The organism is Catenulispora sp. EB89 (assembly GCF_041261445.1).
Taxonomy (GTDB): Bacteria; Actinomycetota; Actinomycetes; order Streptomycetales; family Catenulisporaceae; genus Catenulispora.
In genome coordinates this window covers 20,057-46,040 of the sequence record NZ_JBGCCU010000026.1, presented here as the reverse complement: position 1 = coordinate 46,040, position 25,984 = coordinate 20,057, and the positions used below count along the sequence as shown (strand labels likewise).

Sequence of the window (25,984 nt, the reverse complement as noted above, 5' to 3'; positions counted from 1 at the left end):
CGCAGTGCCGGAAAAAACCTGGGGCGGCCCGTGGGGCTCGATTTCTTGACGGTCCTCGGAATCGGAATCTACTTTGTGCTGGCACCGCTGTCTGATTTTTTGCGGCCTGCCGCCGGCTGGTGTGCCGGGGCCGGCCGATTCGCCACGACTGGCGGTGAGGACATGGTCCTGATCCGTGGTCCCCGGAATTCAGTGAGGCCTTCTGATGCTTGATCGCGAGAACCCTGACGCCTCGACTCGGGACCGGGAGACTCCGGTGCCCACGATCCTGCCGAAGGCCCGGCCCGAGGCCGTGCCGCTGTCGTTCGGCCAGCAGCGGATGTGGTTCGTGAACCGCCTGGAGCGCCACGACGAGGCCTACACCATGTCCTCGGCGGTGCGGTTGACAGGCGGCGAGCTGGATCTGGACGCCCTGCGCGCGGCCCTCGGCGACGTGGCGGCGCGGCATGAGGTGCTGCGCACCGTCGTGGTCGCCGAGGTCGGCGGGACCCCGCGCCAGCAGATCCTGGAGGTCGGCGCGCCGGGGGCCGTCCCGGAGCTGACGGTCCGCGCCGTGAGCGAGACGGAGCTGGGCGGCGCCCTGGCCGAGATCACAGGTCAGGCTTTTGATATCTCGTTGGTGGTTCCGTGGCGGGCCACTGTGTTGCGGTTGTCGCCGACGGAGCATGTGCTGGCGATCGTGGTGCACCACATCGCGGCCGACGGCTGGTCGATGGACGTGTTGGCGCGTGATGTGTCGGCGGCGTATGGGGCGCGGTGCGCAGGCGCTGGACCCGGTTGGGCGCCGCTGCCGGTGCAGTACGCGGATTTCGCGGTGTGGCAGCGGGAGGTGTTGGGAGACCGGGGCGACGCCGAGAGCGTGTGGGGCCGGCAGATGGGGTTCTGGTCCGAGACGCTGGCGGGCTTGCCGGAGCAGTTGGTGTTGCCGGCGGACCGGTCGCGTCCCGGCGTGGCCAGCCACCGCGCGGGTTCGGTCGGCGTGGCTGTCGACGCGGGTGTTCACGAAGGCCTGCTGCGGGTGGCGCGCAAGTGCCATGCGACCCTGTTCACGGTGTTGCAGGCCGGGCTGGCGCTGACGCTGTCCAGACTGGGAGCCGGCGAGGACGTCCCGGTCGGCTCGCGGGTCGCGGGCCGTCGGGACAAGGCCCTGGACGATCTGGTCGGCTACTTCGGCAACACCCTGGTGCTGCGCACCGATGTGAGCGGCGACCCGAGCTTCGCCGAGCTGGTGGAGCGGGTGCGGGACGCCGACGCCGCGGCCTTCGCGCACCAGGACCTGCCCTTCGAGCATCTGGTCGACGAGCTCCGTCCGGCCCGGACGCTGGCCTATCACCCGCTGTTCCAAGTCCTGTTGCTGATGACGGAGCCCACGGCGTCGGCGTGGGACCTGCCCGGGCTGCGCAACACGCCGGAACCGGTCACCGCCGAATCCGGGGCGGGCGACCACCTGTTCGGCCTCTTCGACCTCTACACCAAGCTCCAGGAACGGCTGACGGCCGACGGAGAAGCGGCGGGGATCGAGGGCGAGCTCCGGTACAGCCGCGACCTGTTCGACGAGGCGACGGTGCAGAGCCTGGTGTCGAGGTTCGTCAGGGTCCTGGAACAGGCGGTCGCCGACCCGTCGCTGCGGGTACGAGACCTCGACGTGCTGTTGCCCGGGGAGCGGAAGTGGTTGCTCGCCGAAGTCGGGACGGGAGCCGCGGCGGCTGAGCCGACGACGATCGCGGCGGCCTTCGAGGCGCAGGCGGCCCGGACGCCCGACGCCGTCGCGCTTCTGAGCGAGGGCATGGAGGTCGCCTATTCGGAGCTGGACGCGCGCGCGAACCGGCTGGCCCGGTTCCTGGCCGGGCAGGGTGTGCGCGTTGAGGACCGGGTCGGGGTGGCGTTGTCGCGCTCGCTCGATCTGGTGGTGGTGCTGCTGGCCGTCGCGAAGGCCGGCGCGGTGTACGTCCCGGTCGACACCGGCTATCCCGCCGAGCGGATCGCCTTCATCCTCGGCGACGCGGCGCCGACGCTGACCGTCACGACGTCCGACCTGGCGGAGAAGCTGCCGGTGGGGACCGAGGGGATCGTCGTGCTCGACGATCCAGCGACGGCCGCGCTGGTGGAGCAGGGCGCGTCGGACCCGGTCACCGACGGCGAGCGCGGCGGGCAGGTGCGGCCCGAATCCGGCGCGTACGTGATGTACACGTCGGGCTCCACCGGCAGGCCGAAGGGCGTCCTCGTATCGCAGAGTGCTGTGGCCGCGCTCGGCCTTGACGGGTGTTGGGGTGACATCGGCTCGGGTCGGGTGTTGTTCCACGCGCCGTTCGCCTTTGACGCCTCGTCGTTCGAGTTGTGGGTGCCGTTGTTGAACGGCGGCACGGTGGTCGTGGCGCCGGCCGGTGACGTGGACGCCGCGCGACTACGGACATTGATACCCGGGGCACGCCTGGACACGGTGCACGTGACCGCAGGCCTGTTGCGGGTGTTGGCGCAGGAGGATCCGGACAGCTTCTCCGGGCTGTCGCACGTGCTGACCGGCGGCGACGTGGTGTCCGCGGAAGCGGTGGCCCGCGTGCGGGCAGCCTGCCCGGAGGCTGAGGTCCGGCATCTGTACGGCCCGACCGAGGTGACGCTGTGCGCGACGACTCAGCTGCTGGAGCCGGGTTCGGAGACCCCGCAGGTGCTACCGCTGGGCGGACCACGCGACGGGGCGCGGGTGTTCGTGCTCGATGATGCTCTGCGTCCGGTGGCCCCCAACGTGCCGGGAGAGCTGTACACGGCCGGCGCCGGTCTGGCGCGCGGGTATGCGGACCGTCCGGGACTGACGGCGTCGCGGTTCGTGGCGTGTCCGTTCCTGCCCGGTGCGCGGATGTATCGGACCGGCGATGTCGTGCGGTGGGACTCAGAGGGCCGGTTGATGTTCGTCGGCCGGGTCGACGACCAGGTGAAGATCCGCGGCTTCCGCGTCGAACCCGGCGAGGTCGAGGCGGTCCTGGCGACCTGCCCCGGCGTCGGGCAGGCCGTCGTCGTCGCGCGCGCCGATGGCCAGAGCGACAAGCGTCTGATCGCCTATCTGGTCCCCGTCGAGGGCTTCGAAGGCCTCCGACTGGAGGGCGCGGCGGTGCTCGAGTTCGCGGCCGGCAAGCTGCCGGACTACATGGTGCCCGCAGCGGCCGTGGTCCTCGACGCCTTGCCATTGACGGCGAACGGGAAGGTGGACCGGGCTGCGCTGCCCGCCCCGGACTTCGCGGCGCTCGCCACCGACCGGGCTCCGCGCACCGCGCGGGAGGAGATCCTGTGCGGCCTGTTCGCTGACCTGCTCGGCCTGGAACGGGTCGGCATCGATGACGGGTTCTTCACTCTCGGCGGGGACTCGCTGACCGCGACCCGCCTGGTCGCGCGGATCAGGGCCGTGTTGGGCGTGGAGACGCCGATCTGGGCGGTGTTCGAAGCCCCGACCGTCGCCGGTCTGGCCGAATGGCTCGATCAGTCCGGTGTGTCGCGCCCCGCCGTGACGGCGGGCCCGCGGCCCGACGTGCTGCCGTTGTCCTTCGGTCAGTGGCGGATGTGGTTCGGGAACCGCCTGGAGCGGCCCGAGGTGTCGCACAACATGTCCACGGTCGTGCGGCTGGAGGGGAACCTGAACCTCGTCGCCCTGGAGGCGGCGCTGGTCGACGTGTCCGGCCGGCACGAGGCGCTGCGGACGCTCATCGCGGACGACGCCGGGGTCGCCCGTCAGGTCGTACTCGCTCCGGAGGCTCCGGCCGCGCTCCCTGAGCTGGTCGTTCGTCCCGTGACCGAGGCGGACCTGGAGTCGGTCCTGACCGAGATCGTAGGTCAGGCTTTTGATATCACGTCCATGATTCCGTGGCGTGCGGCGGTGTTGCAGTTGTCGCCGAAGGACCACGTGCTGGCCATCGTGGTGCATCACATCGCGACCGACGGGTGGTCGATGGACGTCCTGGCGCGCGATGTGTCGTCGGCGTACGTGGCGCGGTGCGCGGGCACTGAACCCGGTTGGGCGCCGCTGCCGGTGCAGTATGCGGATTTCGCGGTGTGGCAGCGGGAAGTGCTGGGCGATCGTGCGGACCCCGAGAGCGTGTGGGGCCGGCAGCTGGCGTTCTGGTCCGAGGCGTTGGCGGGCCTGCCCGAGCAGTTGGTGTTGCCGGCGGACCGGTCGCGTCCCGGGGTGGCCAGCCGGCGCGTGGGCTCGGTCGGCGTGGGTGTGGACGCGGATGTGCATGAGGGCCTGTTGAAGGTGGCGCGCAAGTGTCATGCGACCTTGTTCATGGTGTTGCAGGCCGGGCTGGCGCTGATGCTGTCCAGGCTCGGCGCCGGCGAGGACATCCCCGTGGGCTCGCCGGTCGCCGGTCGCACCGACGCGGCGCTGGACGACCTGGTCGGGCACTTCCTGAACACCTTGGTGCTGCGCACCGACGTCAGCGGCAACCCGACGTTCGCCGAGTTGGTGCGGCGGGTGCGGGACACCGACCTGGCCGGCTTCGCGCACCAGGATCTGCCCTTCGAGCATCTGGTCGACGAGCTCAATCCGACCCGGACGCTGGCCTATCACCCGCTCTTCCAGGTCCTGCTCGTGAAGGAGAGCCTTGACGGCACGGTCTGGCGGCTGCCCGGGCTCGGCACGACGCCCGTCCACGTCGCGGCGAGCACCGCGCAGTTCGACTTGGTGTTCGACCTGTGGGAGAACCCGACCGCCCAGGACGCCGCGGGGCTGGCCGGATTCCTCATCTACAGCGAAGACCTCTTCGATCCGGAGACGGCGCAGGGCTTGGTGGCGCGTCTGGCGCGGGTCCTCGAACAGGTGGCGCTGGACGCGTCGGTGCGGGTGCGGGACGTCGACGTGTTGCTGCAGGGGGAGCGGGATTGGCTGCTGACCGGGGTCGGCGCCGGAGACGCGACGACCGGGACGGCCGAGCCGGCGACGATAGCGGCGGCGTTCGAGGCCCAGGTCGCGCGGACGCCGGAGGCCGTGGCCGTGGTGTCGCAGGGTCTTGAGGTGACCTTCGCGGAGTTGGACGCGCGGGCGAATCGGTTGGCGCGGTATCTGCTTGAGCGGGGTGTGCGGGTCGAGGACCGCGTGGGTGTGGCGTTGTCGCGGTCGCTCGATCTGGTGGTGGCCCTGTTGGCGGCGGCGAAGGCCGGTGCGGTGTTCGTGCCGGTGGACACCGGCTATCCGGCCGAGCGGATCGCCTTCATCCTCGCCGACGCGGCCCCAGTGTTGATGATGACGACGGCTGATCTCGTGGAGAGGCTCCCGGCGGGAACGGCGGGAACCGTCGTGCTCGATGATCCGGCAACGGCTGTCGTCATCGGGGAGCGCCCCGACCGTCGGATGTCCGACACCGAGCGGCACGGAGTTCTCGCGCCGGAATGCGGCGCGTACGTGATGTACACCTCTGGGTCCACCGGGACGCCGAAGGGCGTGCTGGCTTCGCAGGGTGCTGTCGTGGCTCTGGGCCTTGACGGGTGCTGGGGCGATATCGGCTCGGGTCGGGTGTTGTTCCACGCGCCGTTCGCCTTTGACGCCTCGTCGTTCGAGTTGTGGGTGCCGTTGTTGAACGGCGGCACGGTGGTCGTGGCGCCGGCCGGTGACGTGGACGCGGCGCGGCTGCGGCAGCTGGTTGCAGATACCGATCTCGACGCGGTGCATGTGACCGCAGGCCTGTTGCGGGTGTTGGCGCAGGAGGATCCGGACTGCTTCGCGGGGTTGTCACATGTGCTGACCGGCGGTGACGTGGTGTCGTCGGAGGCGGTGGCCCGGGTGCGTGCTGTCTGTCCGGGTGCTGAGGTCCGCCATTTGTACGGTCCGACCGAGGTGACGCTGTGCGCGACGACTCAGCTGCTGGAGCCGGAGTCGGAGACCCCGCAGGTGCTGCCGCTGGGCGGACCGCGCGACGGGGCGCGGGTGTTCGTGCTCGATGATGCTCTGCGGCCGGTGGCCCCGAACGTGCCGGGAGAGCTGTATGTGGCCGGCGGCGGTCTCGGGCGCGGCTATCTGGATCGCGCCGGTCTCACGTCGGAGCGGTTCGTGGCGTGTCCGTTCCTGCCGGGTGAGCGGATGTACCGGACCGGGGACGTCGTGCGGCGGGGCGCCGACGGCCGGTTGATATTCGTCGGCCGGGTCGACGACCAGGTCAAGATCCGTGGCTTCCGGGTCGAGCCGGGGGAGATCGAGGCGGTGCTGGCGGCGTGCCCCGGCGTCGCGCAGGCGGTGGTGGCCGCGCATCGGGACGAGGCGTCGGACAAGCGCCTGGTGGCTTATGTGGTTCCGGCGGCAGACGGGTCGGCCGATCCGGCGGCGGTGCGCGAGTTCGCGGCCGGCAGGCTCCCCGACTATCTGGTGCCCGCGGTCGTGCTGGTGCTCGACGCGTTGCCGTTGACGGTGAACGGGAAGGTGGATCGGGCCGCGCTGCCCGCCCCGGACTTCGCGAGCCTGGCTGGTGCGCGGGCCCCGCGTACCGCGCGGGAGGAGATCCTGTGCGGTCTGTTCGCCGACCTGCTCGGCCTGGAACGGGTCGGCATCGATGACGGGTTCTTCACCTTGGGCGGCGACTCGCTGTCGGCGACCCGCCTGGTCGCGCGGATTCGGGCCGTGTTGGGCGCGGAGGTCCCGATCTTCGCGGTGTTCGAGGCCCCGACCGTGGCAGGTCTGGCCGAATGGCTCGACGAGTCCGCGCAGACGCGTCCTCCGGTCGTGCCAGTCGTGCCAGTCGTGCCGGTCGTGCCGTCGGCGGTGGTGCCGTTGTCGTTCGGTCAGCAGCGGATGTGGTTCATGCACCGGCTGGAGGGTCCCAGCGCGGTCGACAACATTCCGTTGGTGGTGCGGTTGTCCGGCGGTTCGGTGGACGCCGCGGTGTTGCAGGCGGCGATGGCCGATGTCGCCGGTCGCCACGAAGCGCTGCGCACGATCATCGCGGACGACGCCGGGATCGCCGGTCAGGTGGTCCTGGACCTGGACGCGCCGGGGGCGGTCCCTCGCCTGGCGGTCCGTGCCGTGCGTGAGCCGGAGCTGCCGGAGGCTCTGCGAGAGGTGCTGTGTCAGGGCTTCGATCTGGCCGGCGAGGTGCCATGGCGCGCGGCGTTGCTGCGGCTGTCGCCGACGGAACACGTGCTGGCGATCGCCATGCACCACATCGCCACCGACGGATGGTCGGCCGACGTGCTGGCCCGCGACCTGTCGGTCGCCTACGCCGCACGACTTCGGGGGAGCGAGCCGGGCTGGTCGCCGCTGCCGGTGCGCTACACCGACTTCACGCTCTGGCAGCGGGAACTGTTGGCGGACCACGAGCAGGATCCGGAGAGCCTGGCCGGGCGTCAGCTGGCGTTCTGGAAGGACGCTCTGGCCGGGTTGCCGGAGCAGGTGCGGCTGCCGATGGACCGGCCGCGGCCCGCCGAGGTCACGCATCAGGGCTCGATGATGCGCTTCGAGGTCGACGCGCAGCTTCATCAGGGGCTGGCGAACGTCGCTCGGGCGTCCGGCGCGACGTTGTCCATGGTGGTGCAGGCCGCGTTGACGATCCTGTTGTCGGGGCTGGGCGCGGGGGACGACATCGCGCTGGGCACGCCGGTCGCCGGACGTACCGATCCGGCGCTGGACGACATGGTCGGCTACTTCCTCAACACCCTGGTACTGCGCACCGATCTGAGCGGCGACCCGACCTTCGCCCAACTCCTGCGGCGCGTGCGTACCGCCGACCTGGCCGCGTATGAGCACCAGGACATGCCCTTCGAACACCTCGTGGACGTCCTGCGACCGGCCCGATCGCTGTCCCACCACGCCTTGTTCCAGGTCGGTTTCGCAGTGCAGAACGCCGCCAAGGCCGGCATCGATCTGCCGGGTGTGCGCGCCGAACTGGAGCACTTCGACCTGGGGATCTCGAAACTCGACCTGTCGTTCTTCCTGTGGCAGCGCCCGGGTGCGGAGGGCGCCGCCGGACTCGACGGCTTCCTGGAGTACAGCCACGACCTGTTCGACGCCTCGACGGTGCGGGGCCTGACGGCGAGGTTCGTCAGGGTGCTGGAACAGGTCGTCGCCGATACATCGGTGCGGGTGCGGGACGTCGATGTGCTGTTGCCCGGAGAACGGGAGTGGCTGTTCGCCGAGGTCGGCGTGGGAGACGCGGCGGTTGAGGCGGCGACTGTCGCAGGAGCCTTCGAGGCGCAGGCGGCTAAGACACCCGACGCGGTGGCGGCGGTGTTCGAGGGCGTTGAGCTCTCCTATGCCGAGGTGGACGCCCGGGCGAATCGGCTGGGACGGCTTCTGATCGAGCGGGGTGTGCGGGTCGAGGACCGGGTGGTCGTCGCGCTGACGCGGTCGTTGGATCTGGTGGTGGCGCTGCTGGCGGTGGCGAAGGCCGGTGGGGTGTATGTGCCGGTGGATGCCGGCTATCCCGCTGAGCGGATCGCGTTCATGGTGCGTGACGCGGCCCCGGCGCTGACGGTCACGTCGTCCGATCTGGTGGAGAAGCTGCCTGTCGGAACTGCGGGGATCATCGTGCTCGACGATCCCGCGACGGCCGCGTCGGTCGGGCGGGGTGCGTCGGGTCCGATCGCGGACGGCGAGCGTGGCGGGCGTCTCGCACCCGAAGCGGGCGCGTACGTCATGTACACCTCCGGGTCCACAGGTACGCCGAAGGGCGTCGTGGTGTCGCAGGGTGCTGTGGCGGGCCTGGCGTTGGACGGGTGTTGGCACGGGATGGGATCGGGCCGGGTGTTGTTCCATACGCCGTTCGGGTTCGACCCGTCGACCTTTGAGCTGTGGGGCCCGCTGTTGAACGGCGGTGCGGTGGTGGTGGCGCCGGCGGGAGAGCTGGACGCGCCGCGGTTGCGGGAGCTGATCAGCGGGTCGGGGTTGACCGTGGTGAACGCGGCGGCCGGGCTGCTGCGGGTGTTGGTGGAAGCCGACGCCGCCTGCTTCTCGGGGTTGTCGCATGTGCTGACCGGCGGTGATGTGCTTCCAGGACAGACGGTCGCACGGTTGCTGGCGGCGTGTCCTGATGTCGCGCTGTGGAATCTTTACGGCCCGACTGAGGTGACGTTGTGTGCGACGACGTTCACGGCGGGCCCGGGGGTTTGGGGCGGTGCGGTCATGCCGATCGGCGCCCCGCGTGACGGCGTTCGGGTATTCGTGCTCGACGACACCTTGCGTCCGGTGGCGCCGAACGTGCCGGGGGAGTTGTATGTCGCCGGCACCGGTCTGGCTCGCGGCTATCTGGACCGTTCAGGGCTGACCGCCGAGCGGTTCGTGGCGTGTCCGTTCCTTGCCGGCGAGCGGATGTACCGGACCGGGGACCTGGTCCGCTGGGATGCGGACGGCCGATTGGTGTTCCTCGGCCGCAGCGACGACCAGGTCAAGATCCGTGGATTCCGCGTGGAGCCGGCCGAGGTCGAGGCCGCGCTGTCGAGCCATCCCGGCGTGGCGCAGGCCGTGGTCATGGCCCGCCACGATGGTGGCCTGGACAAGCGTCTGTTCGGCTACATCGTCGCGGATCAGGACACTGCGTTTGAGGGTGCGGCGGTGCGCGACTATCTGGCCGCAATACTGCCGGACTACTTGGTGCCGACCGCGGTGATCGTCCTGGACGCCTTGCCGGTGACGGCGAACGGCAAGGTGGATCGGGCCGCGCTGCCCGCGCCGGACTTCGCCGCGCTGGCCACCGACCGGGCGCCGCGCACCGCGCGCGAGGAGATCCTGTCCGGGCTGTTCGCCGAGGTGCTCGGCCTGGACCACGTCGGCATCGACGACGGGTTCTTCCACCTCGGCGGCGACAGCATCATGTCGCTGCAGCTGGTCGCCCGGGCGCACAGCGCTGGGATCGCGATCACCGCACGCGACGTGTTCGTCCACAAGACCGTCGCCGCCCTCGCCGCCCTTGCCGACGAAACAGCCGCACAACCCGCTCGCCGCCACGACCCCGACCACGGACCGCTCCCGCTCACTCCGATCATGCACGCGCTGCGGGAACGAGGCGGCCCGAGCGTCCTCGGCGCAGGCTTCTCCCAGTGGATGGTCGTGACCGCGCCGGCCGACCTGGACCTTGACCGGCTCGCCCGGGCCGTCCAAGCGCTGGTCGCCCACCACGGCGCACTGCGGATGCGCCTGGTGGGAGCAGAAGCGGACGGATTGCCGCGCCTCGATATCCCCACGCCTGAGCCTGCCTCGAAGGCTGTGGAGTCCTGGGTGCGCCGCGTCGACGCGCAGGAGCCGGCCGACGACGAGCTCGACGAGTTCATCGACGGTCACGCCCGGGCGGCGTCGGGCCGACTCGATCCGCGCGCGGGCGTCATGCTCCAGGCCCTGTGGTTCGACCGGGGAGCGGGCCGCCCCGGCCGACTGCTCTTGGTCGTTCACCACCTGGCGACCGACGGGGTCTCCTGGCGGATTCTGCTCGCGGATCTGGCGACGGTCTGGCAGGCGATCCAGTCTTTTGAGACGCCGGCTCTGGACCCGGTGCCGACGTCGTTCCGCCGGTACGCCCTGGCCTTGGCGGAGCAGCCTGACGAGCCGGCCCGGCTTACCGCGCTGGACGCCTGGAGCCGCGTGCTCCGTGCGGCCGCCGGCGAACCACCGGTCGGGCGGCGTCGCCTCGCCGACCGGGACACCCACGCCGGTCTGTGCCGGCTCAGCGTCACGGTGGATCCGGACGTGACGTCCGCCGTGCTGACCACGGTGCCCGCGACGTTCCACGTCGGCGTGGACGACGTGCTGCTCGCCGGGCTCACGGCGGCCCTGGCGCGGCGGCGGATCCGGCGCGGCGAGCGGCCCGGCTCTGTCCTGGTGGACGTGGAGGGCCACGGCCGGCAGGAGTTCTCAGACGGGATGGACCTGTCGCGGACCGTGGGCTGGTTCACCAGCATGCACCCGGTGCTCCTCGATCCGGGGCCCGCCGATCCGGCGCGAGTACTCGCCGGCGAGCAGGAGGCCGGAGATCTGGTCATGCGGGTCAAGGAACAGCTGCGTGCGGTACCGGGAGACGAGCTGAGCTACGGCCGGCTGCGCTACCTCGACGAAGGGGCCGCCGCCGTCCTTGCGGAGCTGCCTACGGCGCAGATCGGCTTCAACTACCTGGGCCGCTTCGCCGGCGCGTCGGGTGACGAAACGGCGGGCGGCGGATCCCCGGGCGACGGCTCCCCGCCGGACTGGCGGCTCGCCGGGCCGCGGGCGATGGGCGGGGACGCGCCCCCTGAGATGCGGGCCGTGCACGCGCTGGAGACCGGCGGGGTGGTCCGGGACGCCGACCACGGCCGGCCGGAGCTGGTCCTCCAGCTGGCCTGGGTGTCAGAGCTCTTCGACGAGGCGGACGTCAGGGAACTGCTCCAGGAATGGGCGGCGATGGTGCGGGGCCTGGCCGCGTGCGCGGCTCGGCCGGGGGCCGGCGGCCACACCCCGTCGGACCTGGCGCTGGTCCGGCTCGACCAGGCGCAGATCGACGAGATCGAGGACATGTTCGAGGACGTAGACCCCCAGGACGGAGCGGTCCAGTGGCTCAGCGAGTAGAGGACGTCTGGCCGCTGACCCCGTTGCAGCAGGGGTTGTGGTTCCACTCCCGGTTCGACGACCAGGCGTCGGACGTCTACGTGGTCCAGGTGCGTCTGACCATGCGGGGCCCGCTCGACGCGGCGGTGCTCAAAACGGCCTGGGAAACGGTGGTCGCCCGGCATTCGGCCCTGCGCGCGTGCTTCCGCCGGCCGGCCGGCCGGGACGAGCCGGTGCAGGTCATCGCCGGCCGGGTGGCACTGCCGTGGCGACAGGTCGACCTGTCGCAGCTTCCTGAGACGGAAGCGCTGGCGAAGGCGGAGCAGCTGGCGTCGGAGGAACGGGAACGCCGGTTCGACCTCGCGGTTCCTCCGCTGTTGCGCTTGCTGTTGCTGCGTTTCGGTCCGGACGATCACCGGCTGGTGGTGACCAACCACCACCTTCTGATGGACGGCTGGTCGCTGCCCTTGCTGCACAAGGAGGTCTCGGCGGTCTACGCGGCCGGCGGCGACGCCGCGGTGCTGCCGCCGGTGGTGCCGTACCGGGACTACGTGGCCTGGCTCGGTGAGCAGGACACCGAGGCGGCCCGCGCGGCGTGGCGGGCGGAACTGGCCGGTGCTGACGAGCCGAGCCTCTTCTCGCGCACGGCCACCGGGGTCGCGGAACCGTCCGGTGCCGGGCCGGGCGGCGAGCCGGGACCGTCGGCCGAACCGCGGGAACTCCGCGTCGCCGTGAGCCGCGAGCTCACCGCGGCGCTGACGGAGGCGGCGCGCGCCCGGGGCCTGACGGTGAACACGATGGTCCAGGGGGCCTGGGCGCTGCTCCTGGGCCGGCTCTCGGGCCGCGACGACGTGGTGTTCGGGGCGACGGCGGCGGGGCGTCCCGCCGAGCTGCCCGGCGTCGAGCGCATGGTCGGCCTGTTCATCGCCACGGTTCCGGTCCGGGTGCGCCTCTCGCCCGCGCGGCCGGTCGTCGACGTGCTCGCCGAGCTGCAGGACCGGCAGGCCGCGCTGATCCCCCATCAGTACGTGGGCCTGCCCGAGATCAGGCGGGCCGGCGGTCCGGGCGCCGAGTTCGACACGCTGCTGATCTTCGAGAACTACCCGGACGACCCGGACGGCTCCCGCCGGATGGGTGAGGTGACGGTGTCCATGCTCGGCGGGCACAACGTCAGCCACTACCCGCTGAGCCTGGCCGTCGTCCCCGGGGCCGAACTGCTGTTGGTCCTGACGTATCGGCCCGACGCGTTCGCCCCCGCGACGGCGCAGGGCTTGGTGGCGCGTCTGGTGCGGGTCTTCGCGCAGATCGCCGACGACGCGTCGGTGCCGGTGCGGGACGTCGACGTGCTCCTGCCGGGGGAGCGGGAGTGGCTGCTCGGCGAAGTCGGCGTGGGAGGTGCGGCCGCTGCGCCGGCCACGATCGCCGGCGCCTTCCAGGCCCAGGTCGCGCGGACGCCGGAGGCCGTCGCGGCAGTGTATGAGGGTACTGAGATCACTTTCGCGGAGTTGGACGCGCGCGCGAATCGGCTGGCGCGGCATCTGCTTGAGCGGGGCGTGCGGGTTGAGGACCGGGTCGGGGTGGCGCTGACGCGGTCGCTCGATCTGGTGGTCGCTCTGCTGGCGGCGGCGAAGGCCGGCGCGGTGTTCGTGCCGGTGGACACCGGCTATCCCGCTGAGCGGATCGCCTTCATCCTCGATGACGCGGCCCCGGCGTTGGTGGTGACGTCGGCTGACCTCGCGGAGAAGGTGCCGGTGGGAGCCACGGGGATCATCGTGCTCGACGATCCCGCGACGGCCGCCCTGATCGGCCGAGGGGGATCGGGTCCGGTCACCGACGGCGAACGCCGTGGGCGTCTCGCGCCGGAATGCGGCGCGTACGTGATGTACACCTCCGGGTCCACCGGAACGCCGAAGGGCGTGCTGGCTTCGCAGGGTGCTGTGGCCGCGCTGGGCCTTGACGGGTGTTGGGGCGAGATCGGCTCGGGCCGGGTGTTGTTCCACGCCCCGTTCGGGTTCGACGCCTCGTCGTTCGAGCTGTGGGTGCCGTTGTTGAACGGCGGCACGGTGGTGGTCGCGCCTGCGGGCGACGTGGACGCGGCGCGGCTGCGGACGTTGGTCGCTGAGACGGACCTGGACGCGGTGCACGTCACCGCAGGCCTGTTGCGGGTGTTGGCGGAGGAGGACCCCGGCTGCTTCTCGGGGTTGTCGCATGTGCTGACCGGCGGCGACGTGGTGTCGTCGGACGCGGTGGCCCGGGTGCGGACGGCGTGTCCTGCGATAGAGGTGCGGCATCTCTACGGCCCGACCGAGGTGACGCTCTGCGCGACGGCCCTTGTGGTCGAGCCGGGTTCGGAGATACCGCAGGTGCTGCCGTTGGGCGGGCCGCGTGACGGGACCCGGGTGTTCGTGCTCGACGAAACATTGCGTCCGGTGGCGCCGAACGTGCCGGGGGAGTTGTACGTCGCCGGGTCCGGCCTGGCCCGCGGCTACCTGGATCGTGCCGGTCTCACCTCCGAGCGGTTCGTGGCGTGTCCGTTCCTGCCGGGTGTGCGGATGTACCGGACCGGCGATGTCGTGCGCTGGGACGCGGACGGCTGCTTGGTGTTCGTCGGTCGTGCTGACGACCAGGTCAAGATCCGCGGCTTCCGGGTCGAGCCGGGCGAGATCGAGGCCGTCTTGGCCGCGCAGTCCGGAGTGGCCCAAGCCGTGGTGGTTGCTCGGCGCGATGAGGGATCGGACAAGCGCCTGGTCGCCTACCTGGTCCCCGCCGACGACTCCGCGCTGGATGGCGCGGCGGTGCTGAAATCCGTGGCCGACAAGCTGCCGGACTATATGGTGCCGGCCGCGGCCGTGGTTCTCGACGCGCTGCCGCTGACGGCGAACGGGAAGGTCGATCGGGCCGCGCTGCCCGCCCCGGACTTCGCGGCGCTCGCCACCGGCCGCGCCCCGCGTACCGCGCGGGAGGAGATTCTGTGCGGTCTGTTCGCTGATCTGCTCGGTGTGGAGCGGGTCGGGATCGACGACGGGTTCTTCACCCTCGGCGGGGACTCGCTGACCGCGACCCGCCTGGTCGCGCGCATCAGATCGGCGCTGGGGACGGAGCTGCCGATCCGCGCGGTGTTCCAGTTCCCGACGGTCGCTGGCCTGGCCGGACGGCTGGACGAGTCGGCGCTTACGCGTGCCTCGGTGGTTCCGGCTGTCCGGCCGGAGGCGGTGCCGCTGTCGTTCGGTCAGCAGCGGATGTGGTTCATGCACCGGCTGGAGGGTCCCAGCGCGGTCGACAACATTCCGTTGGTGCTGCGGCTGACCGGTGGTCCGGTGGATGCTGCGGTGTTGCAGGCGGCAATGGCCGATGTCGCCGGTCGGCACGAAGCGCTGCGCACGGTCATCGCGGACAGCGCGCAGACCGTCGCTGCCGACGGCGTGTCCCGCCAAGAGATCTGGGACGCCGGGAGTCCGGCCGCCGTCCCGCAGCTGGTGGTCCGCCAGGTGAGCGAGGCGAACGAGGCAGACAAGGCAGACGAAGCGGACTGGTCCACGGCGCTGACCGAGGTGACGGGTCAGGGTTTTGATCTGGCGCGCGAGGTGCCGTGGCGGGTCGCGTTGCTGAGCCTGTCGCCGGCAGAGCACGTGCTGGCGATCGTGGTGCACCACATCGCGGCCGACGGCTGGTCGATGAACGTCCTGGCCCGAGACCTCTCCACCGCGTACGCCGCCCGCCTGCGCGGGCAAGGCCCCGACTGGTCGCCGCTGCCGGTGCAGTACGCCGACTTCACGCTGTGGCAGCACGAGCTGTTGGCGGACCGCCGGCAGGACCCTGAGAGCTTGGCCGGCCGTCAGCTGGCGTTCTGGAAGGACGCGCTGGCCGGGTTGCCGGAGCAACTGGAGCTTCCGGTGGACCGGCCGCGGCCCGCGGAACTGACGCATCGGGGCTCGACGGTGCACTTCGAGATCGACGCGCGACTCCATCAGGAGCTGGTGAACGTCGCTCGGGGCTGTGGCGCGACGATGTTCATGGTGGTGCAGGCCGCTTTGGCGTTGTTGTTGTCGAGGTTGGGCGGTGGCGAGGACATCCCGCTGGGCACGCCGATCGCCGGGCGTACCGATGCCGCGCTGGACGATCTGGTCGGCTACTTCCTCAATACCCTGGTACTGCGCACCGACCTGAGCGGCGATCCCTCCTTCACCGAGCTCGTGGGTCGCGTGCGGGAGACGGACCTCGCCGCCTACGCCCACCAGGATCTGCCGTTCGAACACCTCGTGGACGTCCTGCAACCGGCCCGCTCGCTGTCCCGACACCCCCTGTTCCAAGTCGCGTTCGCCCTCCAGAACGCCGTCGAGTCGGGCTTCGAACTGCCGGGTGTGGACGCCGAGTTCGAGCACTTCGATCTGGGGATCTCCAAGTTCGACATGTCCGTCCTGTTGCAGGAGCGTCCCGACGACGGAGGCGGCGCGTCCGGCCTGGACGGCCTGGTGGCGTACAGCCTCGACCTGTTCGACCAGCACACGATCGAGGACCTGACAGCGCGGCTGACCGGAGTCCTGGCACAGATCGCCGCCGACGCCGCCGTGCGGATCGGTGACGTGGACGTGCTGCTGCCCGGAGAGCGGGAGCGGCTGATCGCGCAGACCGGTACGGGGAACGCGGCGGTCGTGCCGGTGACGATCGCGGAGGCGTTCGCGGCGCGCGCCGCCGAGCAGCCCGGCGCGCCGGCCATCGTTTCAGGACACGAAGACGGAACGCTGACCTACGCCGAGCTCGACGCGGCGGCGAACCGCTGGGCCCGCTACCTGATCGCGCGGGGCGTCCGGGTCGACGACCGGGTGGCGGTGGCGCTGACCCGGTCGGCCGACCTGGTGGTGGCGCTGCTCGCGGTGGTGAAGGCCGGCGGCGTGTACGTGCCGGTGGACGTCGCCTACCCTGCCGAGCGGATCGCCTACACCTTGGAGGACTCGGCACCCGTGGCTGTGCTCACGGCGAGCGCGCTCGTGGACCGGCTGCCGACCGGTCTCGACGGTCTCGTGCAGATGGACGATCCGGTCGTCCTCCGCGCGGTGGCAGACCTCGACGACAAGCCGATCGCCGACGCCGAGCGCGCCGGCTGTCTCGCCCCCGAGTCCGGCGCCTACGCGATGTACACGTCGGGCTCGACCGGTACGCCCAAGGGCGTGCTGGTGACGCAGGGCGCTGTGGCCGCCCTGGCGTTGGACTCCTGCTGGGGCGGCATCGGCTCGGGCCGGGTGCTGCTGCACACGGCGTTCGGATTCGATCCCTCGACGTTCGAGGTGTGGGGAACCCTGTTGGCCGGCGGGACCGTCGTCGTGGCGCCGCCCGACGAGCTGGACCCGGTACGGCTGCGGGAACTGGTCGCGCGCGCCGGGGTGACCGTCGTGCACATGACCACCGGCCTGCTGCGGGTGTGGGCGGAGGAGGATCCCGGCTGCTTCGCGGGGCTCTCCCACGTGCTGATGGGCGGGGAGGCGGCGCTGCCCGAGGCGGTGGCCCGGATTCAGCGGGCGTGCCCCGAGGTCGCCGTGTGGAACCTGTACGGTCCGACCGAGACGACGCTGTGCGCCACCACCTTCACCCTGCACGCCGGGAACCACCACCGGTTCTCGACCTCGGTGCCCATCGGCGCCCCGCGCGACGGGGTACGCGTGTTCGTGCTCGATGACGCGCTGCGTCCGGTCGCCCCGAACGTGCCCGGCGAGCTGTATGTGGCCGGTGCCGGTCTGGCCCGCGGCTATCTGAAGCGGTCGGGCCTCACCTCGGAGCGGTTCGTGGCGTGTCCGTTCATACCGGGCGCGCGGATGTATCGGACCGGCGATGTCGTGCGGTGGGACGCGGACGGCCGGTTGGTGTTCGTCGGCCGGGTCGACGACCAGGTGAAGATCCGCGGCTTCCGGGTCGAGCCCGGCGAGGTCGAGGCGGTGTTGGCGGCCTGCCCCGGCGTCGCGCAGGCCGTCGTCCTGGCGCGCGCCGACGAACCGGGCGGCGACAGCAAGCGCCTGGTCGGGTACCTCGTCCCGGCCGGGTCCGAGGCCGGCCCGGCGTTGGACCCGGCCGCGGTCCACGAGTTCGTCGCGGCCCGGCTGCCCGAGCACATGGTGCCGGCCGTGCTGCTGACGCTCGACGCCTTGCCGCTGACGGTGAACGGCAAGGTGGACCGCGCCGCGCTGCCCGCTCCGGAGTTCGCCGCGGGCCCGATCGTCCGTGCCCCGCGCACCGTGGCCGAGGAGATCCTGTGCGGCCTGTTCGCGGATCTGCTCGGCTTGGAGCGGGTCGGGATCGACGACGGCTTCTTCACCCTGGGCGGGGATTCCCTCAGGGCGATGCGCCTGGTCGCGCGGATCAGGTCGGTGTTGGGCGCGGAGCTGCCGATCCGGGCGGTGTTCCAGTTCCCGACGGTCGCGGGCCTGGCCGGGCGGCTGGACGAGGCGGCGGTGCCGCGCCCGCGGCTGTTGCCCGCGGTGCGGCCGGAGGCACTGCCGTTGTCGTTCGGGCAGCAGCGGATGTGGTTCGTGCGGCAGCTGATCGGATCGAGCGCGGTCGACAACCTCTCGTCGGTCCTGCGGTTGCGCGGTGCCCTGGACGTGGCCGCGTTGCAGGCGGCGGTGACGGATGTGGCCGGCCGCCACGAGCCGCTGCGCACGGTGTTCGTCGAGGTGGACGGCACGGGCCGGCAGGAGATCCTGGACGTCGGAGCGCCCGGCGCCGTCCCGCTCCTGACCGTGCGCGAGGTGACGGACGCCGAGCGGCCCGAGGCGCTGCGAGCCTTGGCGGGTCAGGGCTTTGATCTGGCTCGCGAGGTGCCGTGGCGTGTGGGGCTGTTGCGGTTGTCGCCGACGGAGCACGTGCTGGCGATCGTGATGCATCACATCGCCTCCGACGGCTGGTCGGTCGACGTGCTGACCCGGGACCTGTCCGCGGCCTACGCCGCGCGCCTGCACGGCCGGGCTCCGGACTGGTCGCCGCTGCCAGTGCAGTACGCGGACTTCACGCTCTGGCAGCGTGATCTGCTCGGCCGGCAGGACGACCCCGAGAGCCTGTTCGGTCGGCAGGCCGCCTACTGGAAGAAAGCTCTCGCCGGTGTGCCGGAAGAGCTCGCGCTGCCGACCGACCGGCCGCGCCCGGCGAAGCCGAGCCGTCAGGGTTCGTTGATCCCCTTCAAGATCGACCCGCTGGTGCACCGGAGATTGGCGGAGATCGCGCACGGGTGTGGCGCGACGCTGTTCATGGCGGTGCAGTCGGTGGTGGCGGTGTGGTTGTCGCGGTTGGGTGCGGGTGAGGACATCCCGTTGGGCTCGCCGATCGCGGGGCGTACCGATGCCGCCCTGGACGATCTGGTCGGTTACTTCCTCAATACCCTGGTATTGCGCACCGATCTCAGCGGTGATCCCACTTTCGCCGAGCTCATGGCCCGGGTGCGGGAGACCGACCTGGCCGCCTTCGCGCATCAGGATCTGCCGTTCGAACACCTCGTGGACGTCCTGCAACCGGCTCGCTCGCTCTCCCGGCACCCGCTGTTCCAGGTCGGGTTCTCGCTCCAGACGGCACCCGACTTCGCGGTCCGGTTCGCCGACCTCGACGTCCGGGTGGAGCTCGTCGAACTGGACGTCGCGAAGTTCGACCTGTCGGTCCTGCTCTGGGAGCACTCCGACGCGGAGGGCGCCGCCGGGCTCGACGGCTTCGTGGAGTTCAGCCACGACCTGTTCGACCGCGCGACGGCGCAGGGCTTGGCGACGCGTCTGGTCGGGGTCTTCGAGCAGGTCGCCGCTGACACATCGGTGCGGGTGCGGGACGTCGACGCGTTGTTGCCCGGGGAGCGGGAGTGGTTGCTCGCCGAGGTCGGTGCCGGAGGCGCGGCGGTTGAGGCGGCGACGATCGCGGGAGCCTTCGAGGCGCAGGTCGCCCGGACGCCGGATGCGGTCGCTGCGGTGTTCGAGGGCGCTGAGCTTTCCTACGCCGAGTTGGACGCCCGAGCGAATCGGCTGGCGCGGTACCTGATCGAGCGGGGTGTGCGGGTCGAGGACCGGGTCGTGGTGGCGTTGGCGCGGTCGCTGGATCTGGTGGTGGCGCTGCTGGCGGTGGCCAAGGCCGGCGGCGTCTACGTGCCCGTGGATACCGGCTATCCCGCCGAGCGCGTCGGGTTCATGATGCGGGACGCGGCCCCGGTGCTGACTGTCACGTCGTCTGATCTGGTGCGGAAGCTGCCTGCCGGAACCCTGTCGATCGTCGTGCTCGACGATCCCGCGACTGCCGCCGACATCGCGGAGCGCCCGCATCGGTCCGGGCTCCTCGCCTCCGATAGCGGCGCGTACGTGATGTACACCTCCGGCTCCACCGGGACGCCGAAGGGCGTGGTGGTGTCACAGGGTGCTGTGGTGCGGCTGGCGCTGGACGGCTGTTGGCGTGGGATGGGGTCCGGCCGGGTGTTGTTCCATACCCCGTTCGGGTTCGACCCTTCGACCTTTGAGTTGTGGGGTCCGCTGTTGAACGGCGGTGCGGTGGTGGTGGCCGGGCCGGGCGAACTGGACGCGGTGCGGCTGCGAGAGCTGGTGGCCGGGTCGGGTCTGGACACGGTGAACGCGGCGGCCGGGCTGCTGCGGGTGCTCGTGGAGGCCGACGCGGGGTGCTTCTCGGGGTTGTCGCATGTGCTGACCGGCGGCGATGTGTTGCCGGGTCAGACGGTGGCGCAGTTGCTGGCGGCGTGTCCCGATGTCGCGCTGTGGAATCTGTACGGCCCGACCGAGGTGACATTGTGCGCGACGACGTTCACGGCAGGTCCGGGGGCGTGGGACGGCGCGGTGATGCCGATCGGCGGGCCGCGTGACGGCGTACGCGTGTTCGTGCTCGATGACGCTCTGCGTCCGGTGCCTCCGAACGTGTCCGGCGCGCTTTATGTGGCCGGCACCGGCCTGGCCCGCGGTTACTTGGACCGTCCGGGACTGACGGCGGAACGGTTCGTGGCGTGTCCGTTCGAGCCCGGGACCCGCATGTACCGCACCGGCGACGTGGTGCGCTGGAGCGCGGACGGCCGGCTGGTGTTCCTCGGCCGCAGCGACGACCAGGTCAAGATCCGCGGGTTCCGCGTCGAGCCCGGCGAGGTCGAGGCCGCCTTGTCCAGCCACCCCGATGTGGCGCAGGCCGTGGTCACGGCGCGCCGCGACGGTGCGGCGGACCAGCACCTGATCGGCTACGTCGTACCGAGCCAGCACACCGTGCTCGACGGCGCGGCGGTCCGTACGCACCTGGCCGGGAGGCTGCCGGACTACCTGGTGCCGACCGCGGTGATCGTCTTGGACGCGTTGCCGGTGACGGCGAACGGGAAAGTGGATCGGTCCGCGCTCCCGGCCCCGGACTTCGCCGCGCTCACCACCGACCGAGCCCCGCGCACCGCGCGCGAGGAGATCCTGGCCGGGCTGTTCGCCGAGGTGCTCGGTCTGGAGCGGGTCGGCGTCGACGACGGCTTCTTCCGCCTGGGCGGCGACTCGCTGACCGCGATGCGGCTGGTGGCGCGGATCCGCACGGTGCTCGGTACGGAGGTGCCGATCTCGGCGGTGTTCGACACCCCGACTGTGGCCGGGCTCGCCGCGTGGTCGCAGGACTCTGTGACGCCGCGGACCCCCGTGGCCGCCGGGCCCCGGCCCGAGGCGCTGCCGCTGTCCTTCGGCCAGCAGCGGATGTGGTTCCTGCACCGGTTGGAGGGCTTGAGCCCGGTCAACAACATCCCCTTCATCGTCCGGCTCCGTGGCGCGTTGGACGTCGAGGCGTTCCGGGCCGCGGTGGCGGATGTGGCCGGCCGGCACGAGGCCCTGCGCACGGTGTTCGGCGAGGACGACGGCATCGCCCGCCAGATCGTCCTGGATTCCGAAGCGCCCGGGGCCGTGCCCGGGTTGACGCTGCGCGAGGTGACGGAAGCACAGTTGCCCGCGGCGCTGACCGAGGCCGCCGGCCGCGGATTCGATCTGGCACGCGAGGTGCCCTGGCGCGTGGGGCTGTTGCGGCTGTCGGCGACCGAACACGTGCTGGCGATCGTGATGCACCACATCGCCTCCGACGGCTGGTCGGCCGGCGTGCTGACCCGGGACCTGTCCGCCGCTTACACCGCACGCGGAGCCGGACAAGCTCCGGACTGGTCGCCGCTGCCGGTGCAGTACGCGGATTTCACGCTCTGGCAGCGTGGTCTGCTCGATCGCCGCGACGATCCCGAGAGCCTGTTCGGCCGTCAGCTGGCGTACTGGACCGAGGCGTTGGCGGGCCTGCCGGAGCAGTTGGCGTTGCCGGTCGATCGGCCGCGGCCCGCGGAGGAGTCGCATCAGGGCTCGTTGTTGCCGTTCCGGATCGACGAGCAGGTGCACCGCGGACTGGTCGAGGTGGCTCGTTCGTCCGGGGCGACGCTGTTCATGGTGGTCCAGGCCGGGTTGGCGGTGTGGTTGTCGCGGTTGGGTGCCGGCGAGGACATCCCGTTGGGCTCGCCGATCGCCGGCCGTACGGACGCCGCGCTTGACGATCTGGTCGGCTACTTCCTCAATACCCTGGTACTGCGCACCGATCTGAGCGGTGACCCCACCTTCGCCGAGCTCGTCGGCCGGGTCCGGGAGACCGACCTGGCCGCGTACGCCAACCAGGATCTGCCGTTCGAGTACCTGGTGGACGTCCTGCAGCCGGTCCGTTCGCTGTCTCACCATCCCCTGTTCCAGGTGTCGTTCGCGCTGCAGAACGCCCCCGACGCCGACCTCCGGCTGCCGGGCCTGGACGTCGGCATCGAACCGCTCGAACTGGACGTCGCGAAGTTCGACCTCTCCCTCCACCTGTGGGAGCGCTTCGACACCGAGGGCGCCGCCGCCGGGCTGGACGGCCTGCTCGTGTACAGCACCGACCTGTTCGACGCCTCGACGGTGCAGAGCCTGGTCCAGCGCTTCATCAGAGTTCTGGAACAGGTGGTCGCCGATGCTTCGGTGCGAGTGAGCGACGTCGACGTGCTGTCGCCGCAAGAGCGGGAGCGGCTGGTCTCCGAGATCGGTACCGGAGACGCGCCGCCCGAGCCGGCGACGATCGCCGCGGCCTTCGAAGCCCAGGCGGCCCGGACCCCGGACGCCGTCGCGCTCGTGTTCGAGGGCGTCGAGCTCTCCTACGCCGAGTTCGACGCACGGGCGAACCGGTTGGCGCGGCTGCTGATCGACCGGGGCGTGCGGGTCGAGGACCGCGTCGTGGTGGCCGCGGCCCGGTCGCTGGATCTGGTGGTGGCACTGCTGGCGGTGGCGAAGGCGGGCGGCGCGTACGTGCCCGTGGACACCACCTATCCCGCCGAGCGGGTCGAGTTCATGATGCGGGACGCGGCCCCGATGCTGACGATCACCGCGTCCGAGTCGGTGGAGAAGCTGCCGGCGGACACGTCGGGAGTCGTCGTGCTCGATGATCCGGCCACCGTCGCGCTTGTCGCGATGTACTCGGGCGACCCGCTGTCGGACGGCGAGCGGTCCGGACGGCTGCTGCCCGAATGCTCCGCGTACATGATGTACACCTCCGGGTCCACCGGCACGCCCAAGGGCGTGGTGATCACCCAGAGTTCGGTCGCCGGGGTCGGCCGGGACGCCTCCTGGGGCGAGGTCGGGTCCGGGCGGATGCTGTTCCAGACGCCGTTCGGGTTCGACGTCTCGACCTTCGAGCTGTGGGGCACGCTGCTGGTCGGCGGCACGCTGGTGATCGCGCCGCCCGGGGCGCCGGACGCGGCCCGGATGCGCGAGCTGATCGCCGGAGCCGGGCTGACCGCCGCGTTCGTCGCGGCCGGTCTGCTGCGGGTGCTGGCCGAGGAGGACCCGGGGTGTTTCAGCGGTCTGTCCCACGTGCTCAGCGGCGGGGACGTGGTGCCGGTCGAGGCGCTGGCACAGATTCGGGCGGCACAGATTCGGGAGGCGGGCCCGCAGGCCACGTTCTGGAACATCTACGGACCGACCGAGGTCACCGTGTGCCCCACCACGTTCACCGTGCAGCCGCACGAGCCGTTCGACACGGTCCTGCCGGTCGGCGGTCCACGCAACGGAGCCCGGCTGTTCGTGCTCGACGAGGCGCTGCGCCTGGTGGCGCCGAACGTGCCGGGGGAGTTGTACGTGGCCGGCACCGGCCTGGCCCGCGGCTATCTGGAGCGGGCCGGACTGACGGCGTCGCGCTTCGTGGCCTGTCCGTTCGAGCCGGGGGCGCGGATGTACCGGACCGGCGACGTGGTGCGCTGGGACGCGCGGGGCCGGCTGATGTTCGTCGGCCGGGTCGACGACCAGGTGAAGATCCGCGGCTTCCGGGTCGAGCCCGGCGAGGTCGAGGTCGTGGTGTCCGGCCATCCCGGGGTGGCACAGGCCGTGGTCGTGGCCCGGCAGGACGGCGCGACGGACAAGCGTCTGGTCGCCTACGTCGTGCCGAGCGAGGAGACCGTGCTGGACGGCGCGGCGCTGCGCGAGAATCTGGCCGGGAGGCTGCCGGACTACCTGGTGCCGGCCGCGGTCGTGGTCCTGGACGCGTTGCCGGTGACGGCGAACGGCAAGGTGGATCGGGCCGCGTTGCCCGTCCCGGACTTCGCGGCGCTCGCCACCGACCGGGCGCCGCGTACCGTGCGCGAGGAGATCCTTTCGGAGCTGTTCGCGGGTGTGCTCGGTCTGGAGCAGGTCGGCATCGACGACGGGTTCTTCCACCTCGGCGGCGACAGCATCATGTCGCTCCAACTGGTCGCGCGAGCACAGAGCGCCGGGATCGCGATCACCGCACGCGACGTGTTCGTCCACAAGACCGTCGCCGCCCTCGCGGCCCTGACTGACACGGATGCGACGACCGGCGGGGATCCGCAGACCGGTATGGATCAGGTATCCGCACTGTCCAACCGCTCCCACGACCCCGACCACGGCCCGCTCCCGCTCACCCCGATCATGCGGCTGTTCCAGCAGCGCGGGCTCCCGATCGAGCGGCTGCACCAGATGATGGTGCTGTGGACGCCCGCCGGGCTGACCGAGGATGTCCTGGTACTGATCCTCGACACCCTGCTGAACCAGCACGGCGCGTTGCGGATGGAGTCCGTCGACACCGGCGGAACGTCCTGGTCGCTGCACGTCCGGCCGCCCGGCGCGGTGTCCGCCGCGGACCTGCTGCGCCGGATCGACACCGCGGCGCTGGACGAGCGGTCCGTCAGCGCACTGCTCCGGGAGACGTCCGAGGCGGCCGCCGGCCGGCTGTCCCCCGAGGCGGGGATCATGTTCCAGGCGGTGTGGTTCGACGCCGGGCCGGACCGGCTGGGACGGCTGGTGATGGTCGGACACCACCTGGCGGTGGACGGGGTGTCCTGGCGGATCCTGGCCGGCGATCTGGCCTCGGCCTGGTCCGCGGCCGAAGCCGGGCGGCCGCCGGTCCTCGAACCGGTCGGCACGTCGTTCCGCGGGTGGTCGGTCGCGTTGTCCGAGGCCGCACACGATCCGGTCCGCGTCGCGCAGCTGCCGGCCTGGCTCGGCGTCCTGGCGCCGCCGAGCGTGTCCCTGCTGCACGGCGTCCCGGGTGCGGCGCCGAAGGGCCCCGCGGGCGGACTGCGGACCACCCTCGACAGCGAGGCCACCGCCGCGCTGCTGACCAGCGTGCCGGCCGTCTTCGGCGTCGACATGAACGACGCGCTGCTGACCACCCTGGTCCTGGCCGTCCTGGACGAACGCCGTCGCGGCCAGGCCGGAGCCCGGACCGCGGCACCCACAGGGGACGCGGTGCTCATCAACCTGGAGCGGCACGGCCGGGAGGCCGAAGCGCTGGCGGGCGTCGAGCTGTCCCGCACCGTCGGCTGGTTCACCAGCGTCCATCCGATCCGCCTCGATCCCGGCCGGCTCGACTGGACCGACATCTGGGCCGGCGGACCGGGCCTCGGCGCGGCGCTGAAACGGGTCCAGGCCCAGCTGGCGGCCGTGCCGGACCGGGGGATCGGCTACGGCATGCTGCGCCACCTCAACGAGGAGACCGGAGCAGTGTTGGCCGACCTCGCCGAACCGCCGATCGGCTTCAACTATCTGGGCCGGTTCGCCACGACGGCGGGCGGCGCGGCGGCTCGGGCCTGGACCGCGGTCGCACCGGACGGCCCCGACGACGCCGACGGCCCCGACGGCCCCGACGGCCCTGGCAATACCGGCAGCAGTGGCAGTGGCAGTGGCGGCGTCGACGACACCGACCTGGGCGGTGACGCGATGCTGATGCACCCCCTGCAGATCGACACCGTCGTGCACGACGCCCCGGACCGCGCCTGGATGGTTGCCTACTGGGCCTGGGACACCGCGCTGCTCCCCGAGCCCGCCGCCCGGCGGCTGGCCGACACCTGGTTCCGCCTCCTCGGGGTGCTCGCGAACAGTGCGCGGAAGGCCGGCGCGGCCGGCGCACCCGGCACACCGGGCACGGCAGTCCGCCTGTCGGCCGACCCGGACCTGGTCGCGCTGACCCAGGAGGACATCGACGACCTCGAGGACGAGTGGGGAGCGTAGG

Annotated in this window: 2 protein-coding genes; both read left to right on the top strand. The window is 71.6% G+C overall.

The features are described from left to right. Window positions 1–205: 205 nt before the first annotated feature. Complete coding sequence (locus tag ABH920_RS39085) at window positions 206–11,503, top strand: amino acid adenylation domain-containing protein (protein WP_370354348.1); 11,298 nt, start codon at window positions 206–208, stop codon at window positions 11,501–11,503. Further along, window positions 11,488–25,983 (top strand): amino acid adenylation domain-containing protein, encoded by a 14,496-nt coding sequence (locus tag ABH920_RS39080; protein WP_370354347.1) that lies wholly within the window; start codon window positions 11,488–11,490, stop codon window positions 25,981–25,983. Before ABH920_RS39085 ends, ABH920_RS39080 begins: the two co-directional genes overlap by 16 nt. Window position 25,984: the final 1 nt, after the last annotated feature.

Bases quoted from the DNA above. Each gene is read 5' to 3' on its own strand.
- ABH920_RS39085 (WP_370354348.1), top strand. From the start codon at position 206: ATGCTTGATCGCGAGAACCCTGACGCCTCGACTCGGGACCGGGAGACT.